This is a genomic window from Paenibacillus glucanolyticus NBRC 15330 (genome assembly GCF_004000885.1).
Taxonomy (GTDB): domain Bacteria; phylum Bacillota; class Bacilli; order Paenibacillales; family Paenibacillaceae; genus Paenibacillus_AQ; species Paenibacillus_AQ glucanolyticus.
The window spans coordinates 16811-30659 of the sequence record NZ_BIMC01000007.1; the positions used below are offsets into that span (position 1 = coordinate 16811).

At 50.0% G+C, this 13849-nt stretch carries 15 protein-coding genes; 6 read left to right on the forward strand and 9 right to left on the reverse strand.

The features are described from left to right. Window positions 1-304: 304 nt before the first annotated feature. Entirely contained in the window at window positions 305-1057 is a 753-nt protein-coding gene (locus PGL02S_RS12685; RefSeq protein WP_036643767.1) for a MerR family transcriptional regulator, read from the reverse strand. Between the two features lie 22 nt (window positions 1058-1079). After that, window positions 1080-2063: an alpha/beta fold hydrolase gene (locus tag PGL02S_RS12690; RefSeq protein WP_063455980.1), complete on the reverse strand. Its 984-nt coding sequence runs from the start codon at window positions 2061-2063 to the stop codon at window positions 1080-1082. A gap of 148 nt (window positions 2064-2211) precedes the next feature. Between PGL02S_RS12690 and PGL02S_RS12695 the strand changes: the two genes are divergently transcribed. Then, a complete protein-coding gene (locus PGL02S_RS12695) occupies window positions 2212-3123 on the forward strand; it encodes a hypothetical protein (protein ID WP_006207998.1) in 912 nt (303 codons plus the stop codon). A gap of 260 nt (window positions 3124-3383) precedes the next feature. On the opposite strand, the gene PGL02S_RS12700 is transcribed toward PGL02S_RS12695, so the two are convergent. The 4 genes from PGL02S_RS12700 to PGL02S_RS12715 form a co-directional block, all read right to left on the reverse strand. Next, complete coding sequence (locus tag PGL02S_RS12700; RefSeq protein ID WP_006207997.1) at window positions 3384-3605, reverse strand: YezD family protein; 222 nt, start codon at window positions 3603-3605, stop codon at window positions 3384-3386. A gap of 147 nt (window positions 3606-3752) precedes the next feature. Continuing rightward, window positions 3753-4619, reverse strand: a complete 867-nt coding sequence (gene cysW / locus PGL02S_RS12705; protein ID WP_036643770.1) for a sulfate ABC transporter permease subunit CysW — start codon at window positions 4617-4619, stop codon at window positions 3753-3755. A 15-nt stretch (window positions 4620-4634) separates the two neighbouring features. Then, on the reverse strand, window positions 4635-5483 hold the full coding sequence (cysT, locus tag PGL02S_RS12710) for a sulfate ABC transporter permease subunit CysT (protein ID WP_036643772.1): 849 nt from the start codon (window positions 5481-5483) through the stop codon (window positions 4635-4637). Window positions 5484-5520: 37 nt separating this feature from the next. Continuing rightward, the gene (locus PGL02S_RS12715) at window positions 5521-6600 is read right to left on the reverse strand and encodes a sulfate ABC transporter substrate-binding protein (RefSeq protein ID WP_036643775.1); all 1080 of its coding nucleotides are present in this window, start codon (window positions 6598-6600) and stop codon (window positions 5521-5523) included. Between the two features lie 358 nt (window positions 6601-6958). Between PGL02S_RS12715 and sleB the strand changes: the two genes are divergently transcribed. Beyond that, window positions 6959-7618, forward strand: a complete 660-nt coding sequence (gene sleB / locus PGL02S_RS12720) for a spore cortex-lytic enzyme (RefSeq protein ID WP_036643777.1) — start codon at window positions 6959-6961, stop codon at window positions 7616-7618. A gap of 171 nt (window positions 7619-7789) precedes the next feature. On the opposite strand, the gene PGL02S_RS12725 is transcribed toward sleB, so the two are convergent. Continuing rightward, a complete protein-coding gene (locus tag PGL02S_RS12725; protein WP_036643779.1) occupies window positions 7790-8854 on the reverse strand; it encodes a lactonase family protein in 1065 nt (354 codons plus the stop codon). A 239-nt stretch (window positions 8855-9093) separates the two neighbouring features. Here PGL02S_RS12725 and PGL02S_RS12730 point away from each other — a divergent pair, with 239 nt between their 5' ends. The 4 genes from PGL02S_RS12730 to PGL02S_RS12745 all read left to right on the forward strand — a co-directional run bounded on the left by PGL02S_RS12730 (window position 9094) and on the right by PGL02S_RS12745 (window position 11730). Then, window positions 9094-10254 carry a copper amine oxidase N-terminal domain-containing protein gene (locus PGL02S_RS12730; RefSeq protein WP_036643782.1) on the forward strand — a complete coding sequence of 387 codons (1161 nt, stop codon included), beginning with the start codon at window positions 9094-9096 and terminating at the stop codon, window positions 10252-10254. Window positions 10255-10399: 145 nt separating this feature from the next. Further along, window positions 10400-10774 (forward strand): hypothetical protein, encoded by a 375-nt coding sequence (locus PGL02S_RS12735; RefSeq protein ID WP_006207990.1) that lies wholly within the window; start codon window positions 10400-10402, stop codon window positions 10772-10774. A 158-nt stretch (window positions 10775-10932) separates the two neighbouring features. Then, window positions 10933-11349 (forward strand): hypothetical protein, encoded by a 417-nt coding sequence (locus PGL02S_RS12740; RefSeq protein ID WP_006207989.1) that lies wholly within the window; start codon window positions 10933-10935, stop codon window positions 11347-11349. 171 nt (window positions 11350-11520) lie between these two features. Continuing rightward, complete coding sequence (locus PGL02S_RS12745) at window positions 11521-11730, forward strand: hypothetical protein (protein WP_036643786.1); 210 nt, start codon at window positions 11521-11523, stop codon at window positions 11728-11730. A gap of 2 nt (window positions 11731-11732) precedes the next feature. Here the strand turns inward: PGL02S_RS12745 and PGL02S_RS12750 are convergent, their stop codons facing one another. Together PGL02S_RS12750 and PGL02S_RS12755 are read right to left on the reverse strand one after the other, a co-directional pair. After that, a complete protein-coding gene (locus PGL02S_RS12750; protein ID WP_036643789.1) occupies window positions 11733-13130 on the reverse strand; it encodes a DUF4179 domain-containing protein in 1398 nt (465 codons plus the stop codon). Next, window positions 13123-13653 (reverse strand): sigma-70 family RNA polymerase sigma factor, encoded by a 531-nt coding sequence (locus PGL02S_RS12755; RefSeq protein WP_036643791.1) that lies wholly within the window; start codon window positions 13651-13653, stop codon window positions 13123-13125. The genes PGL02S_RS12750 and PGL02S_RS12755 overlap by 8 nt, the downstream gene beginning before the upstream one ends. Between the last annotated feature and the right edge of the window lie 196 nt (window positions 13654-13849).

Sequence of the window (13849 nt, forward strand, 5' to 3'; positions counted from 1 at the left end):
AATGAGTCCCCTCCATCGGGTAGATCCCTGATCAATCTCAAACGGCCAACATGAGAAGCAGTACGTAACCCACTGTCATCTTCGCTCGCTGAAACGGCGCTTTCTTTACCTGCAGTTCCGTGTTCATCCTGACCCCTCCCGCTCTTTCGATGCTACCGTCTTATTCATATACTATATGCGGGACGGTCTCTTATGTTGCCTTGAGGAAAAATTGTTTGCCAAGAAAAAAACGATTAGCCATGCAAACAGTAGAGTACGATTTAGGCTTCCTGCATAAGCAGCATAACCTTGGCTGCAATGCAGCTCATTCACGATCAGGATAGCGCTTCAAGACGTCCTGCAAATATTGTTCTGCTTCCATTACAAGCTGACGTTCTCCCGTGTTCCATTGATCCCGATTTCGATCGACTGCTAAGAAGGCAGCATGAATCCGTTCGTCGCCATATGTCACACGTTGAACCATCCGTTGCCATTCTTGGGCTAAGGTCCTGGCTAAACGGGATTCGATGGGAACCTTTGAGGCCTTATAAGCTGCAGCTTGCAGCGATATTTTTCTGAACGCATTATAAAAATCCAATGCAGCCTGCTCAGAGTTAAATACTTTTTGAAATAGCCGCGAGTCTTCCTCCGAAAATTGGTATTCTTTCCAAGCCGACATATCGACCTCATTCAACGAACGCATGAGATGGGCTAACAGCTCCCAGGGAACGTTGTAACCTTCTTTCATCATTTCCTTTGCGACATGCAATCCGTCAAGCTTGGCTTGGATACTCTCTTTCTGTGAATAGAGCACCGATTCCTGGTAATCTAGAATGTTCTCGATATCCTGCTCCTCGGTGCCTACGATCAATTGTTCTTTGATCTTTCTTAAAGAGAAACCGATGGCTCTATAGAACATAATCTGTTCAAGTACATACAACTGTTTATCATAATATACCCTATGCCCCAGCTCATCCCGCTCCGCCTTAAGAATCCCTTCATTATCGTAATACTGAATGGTTCGCGGAGTTATTCCCGACAATTGACTGATTTCTTTTACGGAATATTTTTTTCCCATGAACCCATTCCCTTCCTGTCCCTTACTCGATTTTCGCTAAAAAAGCTTCTATCGTTTCCAGTAACTCTTTAGGGTATTCCCCGTTAATTGCATGCGAGGCATCTTCAAATACGACCATCTCGCTATTAGGGTCTTTCAGGGAATCCATCCCCGTTTGATACGACTTTTCAGCATGATGCATCGTCGATTGTCCAGCTAAAATTCCGAGCACCGGTATCGTCAGCTCAGCTAGTCGTTCCGGCTTGATGGCTTCCGGCATGGGCAGCTTGCTCTTGAATGTCCGCATACCGGTTTCGATTAATTTGGCGGTCGGGTCGCTGTCATCAACTTCAGCCCCGCCGGATATATAGCTGAGCATTTTCTCCCGGATTGGTTTGGGCACCATGGGCACAGACGCCGGAATGGATACAAGTATCATTTTCAGTGGAATGGGGCCAAACACATAGACAGGGTCCAGCAATATGAGCGAGTGAATCTTCTCATGATGCTTGAGCGCCACATTCGCCGCACTCCACCCGCCGAACGACAGCCCTAATAGGTGGATCTCTGATTCCGGCAGCTGGTCCAGCACTTGCTCTAACCAATCTGCTTGGTCCGCAGCGGTTTCGATCCGTCTGGTTTCTGTGCTTAAACCCGGCTCTCCTATCAAATCAAGGGTATATACAGGCCGGTGTTCTAAAAAGCCGCTTAGATTGGCCTCCCACATGGGTGTAGCAGATCCTTTTCCGGGAAGCAGCAACAAGGGTGTTTTATGCGGTGTATCGCTCTCCCGGAACTTGTAGAGCTGCACCACGCCAAAATCGGTATTAACCTTAATCGATTCAACCGGTTCTGGTAATTGATTCATCGCCTCATCATAAGCCGCCGCGTATTCCTTCTGCCCATCCTCTGTAACAAAACCGCTTAACGACCCGTCATCTCTGAATAGAAAGCCTATTACCGTCAGTATAGCTAGTATAGCAATGAGAATGCTACCCAAGAACAACCATCCTTTTTTTCGTTTCAACTCAATCCCCTCCTAAGGTGACTATAGGATATGACGTAACGTTATACGCAACCCCCATGCTCTCCATAGCTGCCTGTTTCAGAATCGGCTTGAATTCCCTTCCTTCTTGTGCAATAGTGAAAGGTAGAATATTGAAGGAGGGATCGGCTTGTCCCTTACGGAATGGATGGTTGATATCTTTGGCTCTCTGAACGCGCTGGTGGCTGTGCTTCTGGCCACAGCGGTATTTTCGGGCCTGTACATATACAGTGCATCCCGTCTCTTGGGTGCACGCAAGGATTCGCTTGCCCGTATTCGTCAGTCCTTGTCCATCTACACCAGGCTTGCGGGACCTCTCGGCACGGTAATCAATCGACCGACTCGAACGGCTATCCCGGAGGATCTCCTCATCCGACTGCTTCAGGAATGCAAATCCGCAGACCTGCTGATTCGGGAACTCCACGAACAGATTGATACCTTTCTAAGCGACCGCGATGAATCCAGGCTGACAACACTGCACAAACTGCTGAATCGCGAAATCGACCGGCTGATGAAGGAACGCGATGAGCTGGTTGGACGTCTTGAGAAACCCGGATGGGGGATGGGACTATGGCTGCTTCTGAAACCTGCCGTACCTGCACTGTCACTGGGAGCTGCAATCCTGTGGACTGCGATTCTCGTCCAGGAGCTCCGTCAGTCCTCTGCCTGGACAAACCCCGAGGTATGGTGTTTATGGCTCTCCAGTATGATTGCAACGGTCTCTTTTTACCGTCTGTTGATGGATTCCAGAAGAAGGTCTCATGGCGTTATCTATACCGTACTGCATCTGCTGATTCTCATCTCTGCATTGACTAATCTAATCTGGATTGAGGCCTCTCCTTACGTTCTGGCTACCCAGTGTTTACTGTATCTGGCAGGTTTCCGGGTTACAGCCACGCGACAGCGGCGCAAGCGTCCCTACGCAGGTCACCCGGAGTTGATGGAGCAATTCCTGCACCCTGCCGGAGAATATGATCCTCTAATTGACTCAGCTGGTCTAACTGAACCGGAGACCGTCAACAGCCCTTTGCGGTCAAGATAAAACAGAACGATGCAGCACATCCAGCCCGCGCCGATCAATACGGCCGGGCTGTTATTTATAATTCATGATCTTCAGATCGCAAGATTTTGCGTAAGTACGGATTAATAATCCACTTTTCTCGTGCTTATACAAAAAAAAAGAACTTCCAAATTAGTCATGACATGCGCCTATCATCTGCATCGGTTAACACTCCGATGTCTGCTCAATAGGCCGCATTTCATTATATCTGCGGAAGTTCTGTTTCTGCTTATCCTTAGGGATCATCTTGTGTTCGTTCTTCGCTGCTGGCCGGGCGCCCGGGCTGGTCCCGACGTCTTGACCGTGCCGGAGGCCGTATTCTCGAAACGCTTGCGCTCCGTTCGTTCCATCTGGACGATTTGACCCTCATGCACTACGATTTGCAGCGAACCGAATTCCATGTCGTTCAGCAGGCCTGCTATGCGTTCGAGCCACATTTCATCCACCTTTAACGGTTTAGCCATGGATACGCCTCCTTACCGGGCAAAGCCCCAAAATATATACTCATCGACACGACCTGAAATGATGGGTTACACTTGCTTACACTCGTTAATCATTCTTTTCCAACCAACATAGTATGAATTTACATTAGCATGGGTTGGAAAGGACTGTCAATGAGCATTTTTTCGTGTAAACCAATTTTTAAGCAGCAGTGTAACCAGCGCTAATAACAGCAATAATGAGGCGACGGCGAACGATGCCGAAAATTGATACTCGTTATACAAAATTTCGACATGCAGCGGTAAGGTGTTGGTCTCGCCGCGGATATGGCCGGATACAACGGAGACCGCCCCAAACTCGCCCATCGCCCTGGCGTTGCACAGAATAATGCCATACAGCAGCCCCCACTTAATGTTGGGAAGGGTAACCCGCCAGAATATCTGCCAGCCCTTGGCGCCAAGCGTTACGGCTGCCTCCTCCTCCTTCGTCCCCTGCTCCTCCATGAGCGGAATCAGTTCCTTTGCCACAAATGGAAACGTAACGAATAACGTAGCAAGCAAAATGCCAGGTACAGCGAATATAATCTTGATATCATGGGCGCCCAGCCATGGGCCGAACCACCCCTGCCGGCCGAATATGAGCACGAAGATCAGCCCCCCGATGACGGGCGATACCGCGAACGGCAAATCCAGCAGCGTGACAAGCAGATTCTTTCCTTTAAAATGAAACTTCGTTATGGTCCAGGCTGCGATAACGCCAAAAATCGAGTTGAGCGGTACTGCAATTGCCGCTACCAACAATGTCAGCCGAAGTGCGGATAAAGCATCGGGATCGGATAAGGCAGCGATGTATACCTCCCATCCCTTCTTAAACGCCTCGGACATCACGGTAACAAGCGGCAATACGATTAGCCACAGAAGCACAAATCCAGCCAAGCTGATTAATGTCCATTTAACCCACGGTCTCTCCGCTGCTGCCGGAGAGGAGGGGGCGCTGCGTTTCGCTGCAGAAATAGCAGAAGGCACAGTTCCAGCCATTATGTAACCCTCCCCTTAGCGCGCGGTTTTCCGCGACCAATGCTGTAGAATGTTAATGCCCAAGAGCAGTACAAACGAGATGAGCAGCAGAATCAAGGCAACTGCCGTTGCACCGGCGTAATCAAACTGCTCCAGCTTGGTCATGATCAAGAGCGGTGCAATCTCCGTCTTCATAGGCATATTTCCCGATATGAACACCACGGATCCATATTCCCCAATTCCGCGGGCGAAAGCTAATGCAAAACCAGTCAGCAGCGGCGGGATCAGGGTAGGCAGGATTATGGTACGAAAAGTACGCCATCGACCTGCTCCGAGTGTCGCTGCCGCTTCTTCCGTATCCCGCTCCGCATCCTCCAGCACCGGCTGTACCGTCCGTACAACAAACGGTATGCCAATAAACATCAAGGCAAGCGTTATGCCCATGGGCGAGAAAGCCGCCTTGATGCCAAGAGGCTCAAGCAAAGATCCAATCCATCCGTTAGAGGAATAGATCGCAGTCAAGGCAACCCCCGCCACTGCGGTTGGCAGCGCGAAGGGTAAATCGATCAAGGCATCCCACAGTTTTTTACCAGGAAAGTCATACCGCACCAGCACCCATGCCAGCAGCAAACCCAGTAACGTATCGATCAGTGCCGCCATCGCCGCCGTCCCGAGACTCACTCGGTAAGAAGCAAGTACCCTCGGATCACTCGCAACAGACCAGAACTTCTCCCATGTGAGTCCGGTCTGGTTGAGAAGTAATGCAGACAAGGGCACCAGCACTACCAAACTCATATATAACACGGTAAGTCCCATTCCGATTCCAAAACCGGGGAGCACTCTGCGATTACCTCTGCCTTGTCCCTGTACTTGGATCAAAGCCATATCCTCTCATCCCCTTCTGCCTTCGGCTTGATGCCGATCAGCTGCCTGGCACGTAAATCTGATTAAAGATGCCGCCGTCATTGAAATGCTTGGTCTGTGTTTCTTCCCATGTTCCAAATACGTCCTTAAGCGTAAACAATTCGATAGTCGGAAATTTCTCTTTGTACTTGTCGGCTACGCTTGCAAGCGTCGGACGGTAATAGTTCTCAGCCGCAATCGTCTGCCCTTCTTCACTGTACAAATATTTCAGGTAAGCTTCCGCAACTTCACGGGTTCCCCGCTTGTCAACGTTCTTATCCACTACGGCAACAGGCGGCTCTGCCAAAATGCTGACCGATGGATTCACGATTTCAAATTTATCCGGTCCGAGCTCGTTGATGGAGAGGTAGGCTTCATTCTCCCAAGCCAGCAGCACATCCCCAATTCCACGCTCTACAAACGTCGTTGTCGCACCACGGGCACCACTGTCGAGCACGGGCACATGGGTGAACAGCTCTTTAACGAATGCCTGCGCTTTCGCTTCATCGTTATTGTTCACTTTCAAGGCATATCCCCACGCCGCTAAATAGTTCCAGCGTGCACCGCCGGAGGTCTGCGGATTCGGCGTAATGACTTCCACGCCGTCCTTGATCAGATCCGGCCAATCCTTGATGCCTTTCGGGTTGCCCTTGCGAACGAGGAATACGATGGTCGAGGTGTAGGGAGCGCTGTTATGCTCAAACTTGCTCTCCCAGCCTTCATTAATCAAGCCTGCCTGACGAATCGCATCGATATCATATCCGAGGGCCAGTGTGACCACATCCGCCTCCAAACCGTCGATGACCGAGCGGCTTTGCTTCCCTGAACCCCCGTGCGATTGCTTGAATGTGACCTTCTGTCCCTGCTCCTTCTCCCAATGGGCTGCGAAGGCTTTGTTGTACTGGTCATATAACTCCCGAGTTGGATCGTAAGAAACATTGAGCAGCTCCACACTTGGCTTGCTGCTTGAACCCGAAGCCGGCGCTTCTCCATCGGCGGTTGCAACTGTCTCTGTTTTCTGTGCACCGCAAGCCGTAAGCGCCGCCGTCAACAGCACTGTCAAACCTACGAGTATCCCTTGCTTCAACACCTTTTTCATATGGATCACTCCCCCTACTAATCTCTACTAAACAGGCCTTATGGCAAAAAAAGACGGAGGAAAGCTCGTCAGAACAGAGTCAAACCGGCTTCATGCCGTGCCTGCATTGTCTTCGAGCGTTCCTCCGTCGATACGGTGAGAACAATATAATATAATTCCTACCTGTTTAGTGTGTTATGTAGCTATTGTAATAAGTACCCCCCCAGCTGTCAAACCTTTTTTTCAAAAAATTTCAAGTTCGTCGCAACTCGGTCCACAGAACCATTTTTGGTGCCACTAACGCAGTCACTGCGCGATTTTCCATTTACTGATGGTTGTATGAAGCTGTTTCCATCCTTATAATTCAACCCCAAAGGAGATGATCACCATACGAAAGCAATCATGGAAAATAATTTCTGCTCTTTTCCTGAGTATCCTTCTGTTCATGCCCGCATTTGCCCAAACAACAGAGGCAGCTCCGCTGTTAAAGCCGGGCAGCGAGAACGGGGATGTCTGGGACCTTCAATATCGTCTGAAAACACTGGACTTCTACACGCAACCGCTGGATGGCAAATATGGAGCTAACACAAAAGCAGCCGTTACGCGTTTCCAGAAGGAATACGGGGTGCCCGCTGATGGAATTACCGGTGCACAAACCTGGAGACAGCTGAAAAAATATACGTTAAATCAATCCGAGATGGATATCATGGCAAAAGTCATATACAGTGAAGCCCGCGGTGAGCCCTACAAAGGACAAGTTGCTGTGGGAGCCGTTGTTATGAACCGCATTCAATCCGGCGAGTTTCCGAATGATATTCGGGGCGTTGTTTTTCAAAAGGGCGCTTTTACAGCCGTCGATGACGGCCAATACTGGCTAACGCCGGACCGAACTGCTTATCTCGCTGCAATGGATGCCGTCCGCGGATGGGATCCGACGTACGAATCCCTTTATTACTTCAATCCAAAAACAGCGACCAGCCAATGGATCTGGTCCAGACCGCAAGTGGTGCAGATCGGTAATCACATCTTTGCTCATTAATCCACTGAATGATTAAACACCTGAATTGCTACAAGCATCGCTCTGGCGAATGTGAACGCTGCGATTTGTAATCAGGTTATCAGGTATACAACAAGGGCTGCCCACTCGGCAGCCCTTTTCGTCTTGTTCTATTGTTTGTCTGGTGCACAATTCATGCTAGCTTAGCAGCTCTTATGCCTTCGCTTTCTCAACGGGACAGATGCACACCGGACGTGTCACTTCTAATGTATAGCCTGTAGAGACCAGATTGCCAGTATCCGGATCGATCCGGTAACTTGCGATCAGGCCATTGTCCTGATTCGCCGCAAGCAGGAACCCATCCGGCAGAATATTAAAATGGCGCGGCGTTTTACCGCCGGAAGACACCCAATTGACTGCACGAAGCGTACCGGCTTCCTGATCGATTACATACTGCACGATGCTGTCATGCCCCCGATTGGAAGCGTACAGATAACGACCGCAAGGAGACACCAGCAGATGCGAGGAGGTGTTGCTGTCCATCACAACGTCCTCCGGTAGGGTGGATATATGCTGCAATATTTTCAAATCCCCGAACGTTGCATCGTTGGCATAAGCCGTTACCGTACTGTTGAGCTCATTCGTGCCGTATACCCACTTGCCTGACGGATGAAAGGCAACATGCCGCGGCCCCGAGCCCGGCGGCAGACTGATCTCGCGGTGGGTCACGAGTTTGCCGTCCTCCAGACGGTACAGATTCACATCATCCATGCCCAGATCACTGACTACGATATATTGGTTCAGCAGGTCTTCAAATATCGAATGCGGATGCGCCTCCGATTGACGGTCATCCCGGAGCCCGCGTCCGCTGTGCTTGATTTTGGAAGTAATCTCCCCTACCCTGCCGTCTTTCTCCAAAGCAAGCACCGAAATATGTCCATCGCTGTACCCTGTCGTGAGCAGATACTTCCCGCTGGACGTACGAGAGACATGGCATGCCCCGGATGAACCGGTGGACTGAACATTCAGCAGGGTCAATTCACCGTTCACCAGATTGGCCGAATAAGCAGACACATCGCTTTCACCCTTCTCGCTGGCCGCATACAGCACGGAGATGGAGTCGTCAAAATCAAGATACGTCGGGTTCTCTATGCCAGCCGTTCCGCCCAATAGACGCAGCTCGCCCGTTCCCCGATCCATCGCCCCCCAATGAATTCGATTCTCTTCCTCTGAACCATAGGTTCCTATGTAAAATATCAGTTCCTGTCCTGCTGTCATGTGCTCCACTCCTTTGTATAATGAATGGGCCGGTTGACCCGGCCTGACTCTTACTATGTATTACCCAGCGGAGCCTCATGCTTACCCGACTTTTTACAAGTGGTTCCGGCAGGTAACCGTCTCCTGGTTACTACCAATAATTACTTGCAAAGAAATGTATTGCTACCGTTGGTTTTATCATGTACGATTACCACAATTACCTCTCTATTCTATCATTCGTTGAAGGAGATGACAGCAAATTGAAGAAAAAAATCAGCCTGCTGGCTATCGCATTCCTGTTCCTGTTCGCAAGTGCGGCACAAGCTGCTCCGGCGAAGAATCAGGGGAAAATCCGGGTCTACCTCGATAACCAGGAAATCAAGTTTCAGGCAGAGCCTATTATGAAGAACGGGGTCACCTTCGTTCAATTCCGTCCTTTGTTCCAGGCATTGGATTATAAGGTCAATTGGAACAGCGCCAACAAGCAGGTGACAGGTACATACCTCGATCAGAAGCTTCAAATGACCATCGGCCAGAAGACCGCGTATGTCAATGGAGTCAAAACCTCGCTCCAGATCGCACCCTTTACCGATGCCGGCAACACGCTGGTGCCCCTTCGTTTTGTAGCTGAAGCTACAGGGCTGCCAGTGAAGTGGGACCCCAAGGCGCGCACCATCAAGATTGACCGCGAAGGCGCAATCGACAAAGCCACCGATGAGGTGAAGAAGCTTTACCACGCACTTGAAGAGGCAGGAAATGCCAAGAAATTGGATGCCGCAATGGCCTTATTCCATTCGAAGTCTCCTGTTCTTGCGAAGACCAAAGAAGGCTATCAGAACCAATTCAAATACGACCTTCATGTATCGAGTGATGTATGGGAAGTAACGGTAGCGGGAACATCAATCCACGCATTCACCAGCGTTACCCTTGAGCGCAGCAGCGGCCCTTTTACATGGGATGTTACACTCCATTACGAGAATCTCCTGAAAAAGGATGCGTCGGGTGCCTGGAAAATCTATGATCTGAATCAATATGATACGGAATATCTGGCAGGGGATAATCTGCTCGATGCGAATCCGAAGGTGCCGGAAGCAGAACTGAAAGCCATCCGCGAATCCATTGACACGCAGTACAAGGGCTTCAATGAAGAGAATGGTCCCCTGCTCATGTCCGTTATTCATCCGGACTCGGCATTCTATGAGATGTTCCAGAACAGCATTGCTGAAGGCATCTTCGATGAAGTGAATTTCAACCTCACAGCTGAAGTTGTCCGTCCGGTCTTCTTCCAGGGAGAGGAAACCGTAGTCTACATCGAGGAAACCGACGATGCGGACGGGGATATCATCAACACAACTTCACTCTACTGGCTTAAAAAAGCAAACGGCCAATGGCTAATCTATGATGTGCTGGAGCTTGAATAGAATCTGAATGAACCAAACACTCACAATAACCGATGATCCTCGCAAGGGTCGTCGGTTTCTTTTTTTTGTTAAATCTTCCTCCATCCAGGTCTACTTCACCACAGGTGACATATATCATAGTAGTCATGCATTTAGGAGGGATTGTATGGGTGTCAAATTAATCAGGATTGCTGCGGTTTACTTTGTGCTCGGGGTGCTGCTTGGCATGTACATGTCGATATCCCACAGCTATGATTACGCCTCTGTTCACGCACACGTCAACCTGCTGGGCTGGGCGTCTCTGGCTCTTGCAGGCGTTATCTATCATCTGTTCCCTGCAGCCGGGGAATCGACCGTTGGCAAAGTGCATTTCTGGCTGCACAATATCGGTCTGCCTGTCATGATGATTGGTCTCGCACTACTGATGAGCGGTGTTGAATCCGTTGAACCGGTAATTGCGGTAGGTGGCGTTCTGGTAACGCTGGGCATTCTGGCTTTCCTCTATAATGTGCTGATCCACGTCAAGAGCAGCACGAAGTAGGATGAAGGTTAGGTATTGGACGATGTATTTGGAAGGATCACCCGAATAAGGGTGGTCCTTTTTCATGTTTTCTGGGGCTTCCCCGGCGGGAGATGGGTCATAGTTACCGAGTATTGGGTAAAAAGAGAATACCTTTCTCTTAGAAGGAGGCAACACACATGGAGACAAACACAAACACAGCAATTCAAGTCCAGTTCCACTGCCGTCAGTGTCAAACTGATATCCGGGTTGCGTTCGAATCAGAACAGTTTAACACGGTCCACTGCCCGCAGTGCGATTTCAGCTATTCACTCATGAAACCTACGATAGGTGAAGAAATATTGCTTGATTGGGAGAAAGAAGCCGTATTTCAAAAAATTCGGGCAGACCAAACCGAACATGACAAAATGGAGCTGATGCTCCTGGTCATTAAGGTAGTTGAGCTGCTGACCTGGCGGGATGAAGGGAATGGCCACATTCGGGCCATCGAGACGCTGCGTCAATGGCTGCTCCTTAACGGAGTACCCAAAGCTCTAATCGAGCTGCTCGATGCAAAGGGAACCGAAGGAAGCTCGCCTAACAAGCATAGGGAATAGCGCAATCAATCTACGATTTAGGATATAAAGAAACAAGAAAAGGAACTGCCCCCGTCATCAGGTCGGGCGGCAGTTCCTTTTGTGTCCAAGAGTCGTCCTTATAGCATGCTTGCAAATGTGGGACCATTCCAGATCATCATACGTAATTATGGTTAAAGGAGCTGATTATCCATGTTCAACTTCATTTTTACTGCGTTAATAGGCATTGCACTCATCGCGATTGGCAGATATTCCATCCGACATCCGGATTCATGGTGGTTCAGAAGATCGAGAGATGACATTGAGCTCAGCGATTTGAGAATATGGTACTTAAAATTTGCCGGCAAAATGATCATCGCATTCGGTGCATTGGTTATTCTGATGAGCTTTCAGCATCTCTAATTTCATTGAATCGGCACCTCGAAGGCCTGCTCCATGACGCCAGGGTAGCTGCTTAGTGTGAACGTGAGCGGCTGAGGATATTCTTGCGGTTTAAGGTATATATACTGAGTAATCCTGCTTATTCCCGTATCGGAAGAAGAATGGGATGATGAGTTGACTCCCCCTGCATCCTCATTAATCATATGTTTGTTCCCCTCACCATCCACGAACTCGGGCTCAATCGATACACTGCCCATATGCCTGTCGGCCCGCTCTTCATATTCCAGTGTCAGCATATGCTTCGTATACTCTCCGAACTGAATGTCTCCATCCGGCGAACGGATTACTTTCCCCTTCTCCGTATCAACAACGAGCTGCATCGTGGAAGGGTCAACTGCCTGGAATCCGTCCGCCTTCAGCATGATTGATTCGGGTTTCTCCAATATATTGCTTTCGAAGAAATAAGTCATATCTCCTCCCCCGGCACCCGGCAAGAACGCGGAATCGCTGTTCAATCTGATCTTCTCACCGTTAACGACAGTCTCCAGATAAACACCCCACAGACCGGATACCTTCATGGTATTGCTTGACGGAATGTTGGCTTTCACAACAATTCCAGCCGGTGACAGAACGGCTTCCTTCAAGTAGAACCTCTGCTTCTCAATCTGCAGCATTTTGTTGATTGGAATCGTGGTGAGGTACTTCTGGGCAGTCTGTACATCAATGGAAACGTTAATATCGATCACCTGCTCGTTTTCCGCCGAGGATTCATAGACCGTATTCGTGGAATACGGGGCCAGGATAAAAGAGAAGGTCAGCTCCTGCGGCAGCGGGGTGTCCTCATTCGTCTGAACATCCAGTTGGGATCGGTGCAGCACACCGGGTGCCAGCTTGTTCCCTCCGGAAGAGCCCACACTGTAGGGCAGCGAATCGCTTGAGCCCGGATGCTTCAGTACGACCCTCTTCAAGTCGGCCGGATCCTCCGCCATATTCTGGACAGTATAAAATACGTCCATCCGCTGGGAGCCCACCAGCACCCCGTTCACGGTTACGGTGTAGTCTCCCTTTGTTACCGATTGATTAACCGGCTGAATCATTCCATATTTATTCGCCGTATTCAGCGTAATATCTTCGCCAAAATCAAACCCCGTCAGCGGCGGATACGGCCCTTGAGCCGCCATCTGCTCCTTCGGCTTCAATCCGCTCTCGTCCCCGCCCCATACTGCCAGCAGCAGCGCGGCCGCTACGGTTACCATCACCGCGGAGAAGGAAACCAAACGGGCACGAAGCTGCCGGTGGCGCCGTCCTCTCCGCATCCCGCTTCGAACCGCCGCGTCCAGTGCTTCATCGGTGACAGCCTCTGTGCTGACCTCCGCGGATTTATTCATCTCTTTCAGCATGCGCTCTTCCTTCTCAAACATGGAATATGGCACCTCCTGGCTCGATTTTCTGCCGAAGCAGCTTTAATCCCTGATGAAGCCGGGTTTTGACGGTCCCCTCAGGACAATCCAGAATTTTCGCGATATCGGCGATCGTCATGTCCTGGTAATACTTCAGAATCAACACATGGCGATATTTGGGTTTCATGCGGCTGAGTGCCCGCTCCAGATCCAGCTTGCTGTCACTGACCATCTCGGCAGCCATCTCCTGGCTGCGTACCTCCTCTACCGGCACCGTGCGCTTTTTTCGTTTCTGCTCATCAATACAGCAGTTAATCAATATCCGGATAAGCCAAGGAACAAACGCCTCCGGATGCTTCAGCTTCCCGCACTTCATCCACGCCCGGTATACCGTCTCCTGCAATACCTCCAGTGCGTCGCTCTCATTATGCAAATAACTGTACGCGATTGCGTATAAACGCCTGCGGTGCTCCGTTACGAGTGAATAGAATGCTTCTTCATCCCCTCTGCATGCCGCAGCGGCAAGCTCTTTATGATCCATCATGCGATATACCTTCCCCTCATCCGACCTGCCTCGTTATTCAATCACTGTATATAAGACTGCGGTGTGTTTCAAACGGTTTTTTTATTTTTCTCCAACCTCACTAGACAAACAAACAAAAGGCATCGTCTGACGACAAGTTTCAAGCCCCAGCGCATGCTGTCCCGAACAGGCACAAAAAAAGCCCACCCGGATAGGG

Bases quoted from the DNA above. Each gene is read 5' to 3' on its own strand.
- PGL02S_RS12745 (WP_036643786.1), top strand. From the start codon at position 11,521: ATGTTCAACTTCATTTTTACTGCGTTAATAGGCATTGCACTCATCGCG.
- PGL02S_RS12750 (WP_036643789.1), bottom strand. From the start codon at position 13,130: ATGTTTGAGAAGGAAGAGCGCATGCTGAAAGAGATGAATAAATCCGCG.
- sleB (WP_036643777.1), top strand. From the start codon at position 6,959: ATGATCACCATACGAAAGCAATCATGGAAAATAATTTCTGCTCTTTTC.
- PGL02S_RS12715 (WP_036643775.1), bottom strand. From the start codon at position 6,600: ATGAAAAAGGTGTTGAAGCAAGGGATACTCGTAGGTTTGACAGTGCTG.
- cysW (WP_036643770.1), bottom strand. From the start codon at position 4,619: ATGGCTGGAACTGTGCCTTCTGCTATTTCTGCAGCGAAACGCAGCGCC.
- PGL02S_RS12735 (WP_006207990.1), top strand. From the start codon at position 10,400: ATGGGTGTCAAATTAATCAGGATTGCTGCGGTTTACTTTGTGCTCGGG.
- PGL02S_RS12700 (WP_006207997.1), bottom strand. From the start codon at position 3,605: ATGGCTAAACCGTTAAAGGTGGATGAAATGTGGCTCGAACGCATAGCA.
- cysT (WP_036643772.1), bottom strand. From the start codon at position 5,483: ATGGCTTTGATCCAAGTACAGGGACAAGGCAGAGGTAATCGCAGAGTG.
- PGL02S_RS12740 (WP_006207989.1), top strand. From the start codon at position 10,933: ATGGAGACAAACACAAACACAGCAATTCAAGTCCAGTTCCACTGCCGT.
- PGL02S_RS12685 (WP_036643767.1), bottom strand. From the start codon at position 1,057: ATGGGAAAAAAATATTCCGTAAAAGAAATCAGTCAATTGTCGGGAATA.
- PGL02S_RS12725 (WP_036643779.1), bottom strand. From the start codon at position 8,854: ATGACAGCAGGACAGGAACTGATATTTTACATAGGAACCTATGGTTCA.
- PGL02S_RS12755 (WP_036643791.1), bottom strand. From the start codon at position 13,653: ATGATGGATCATAAAGAGCTTGCCGCTGCGGCATGCAGAGGGGATGAA.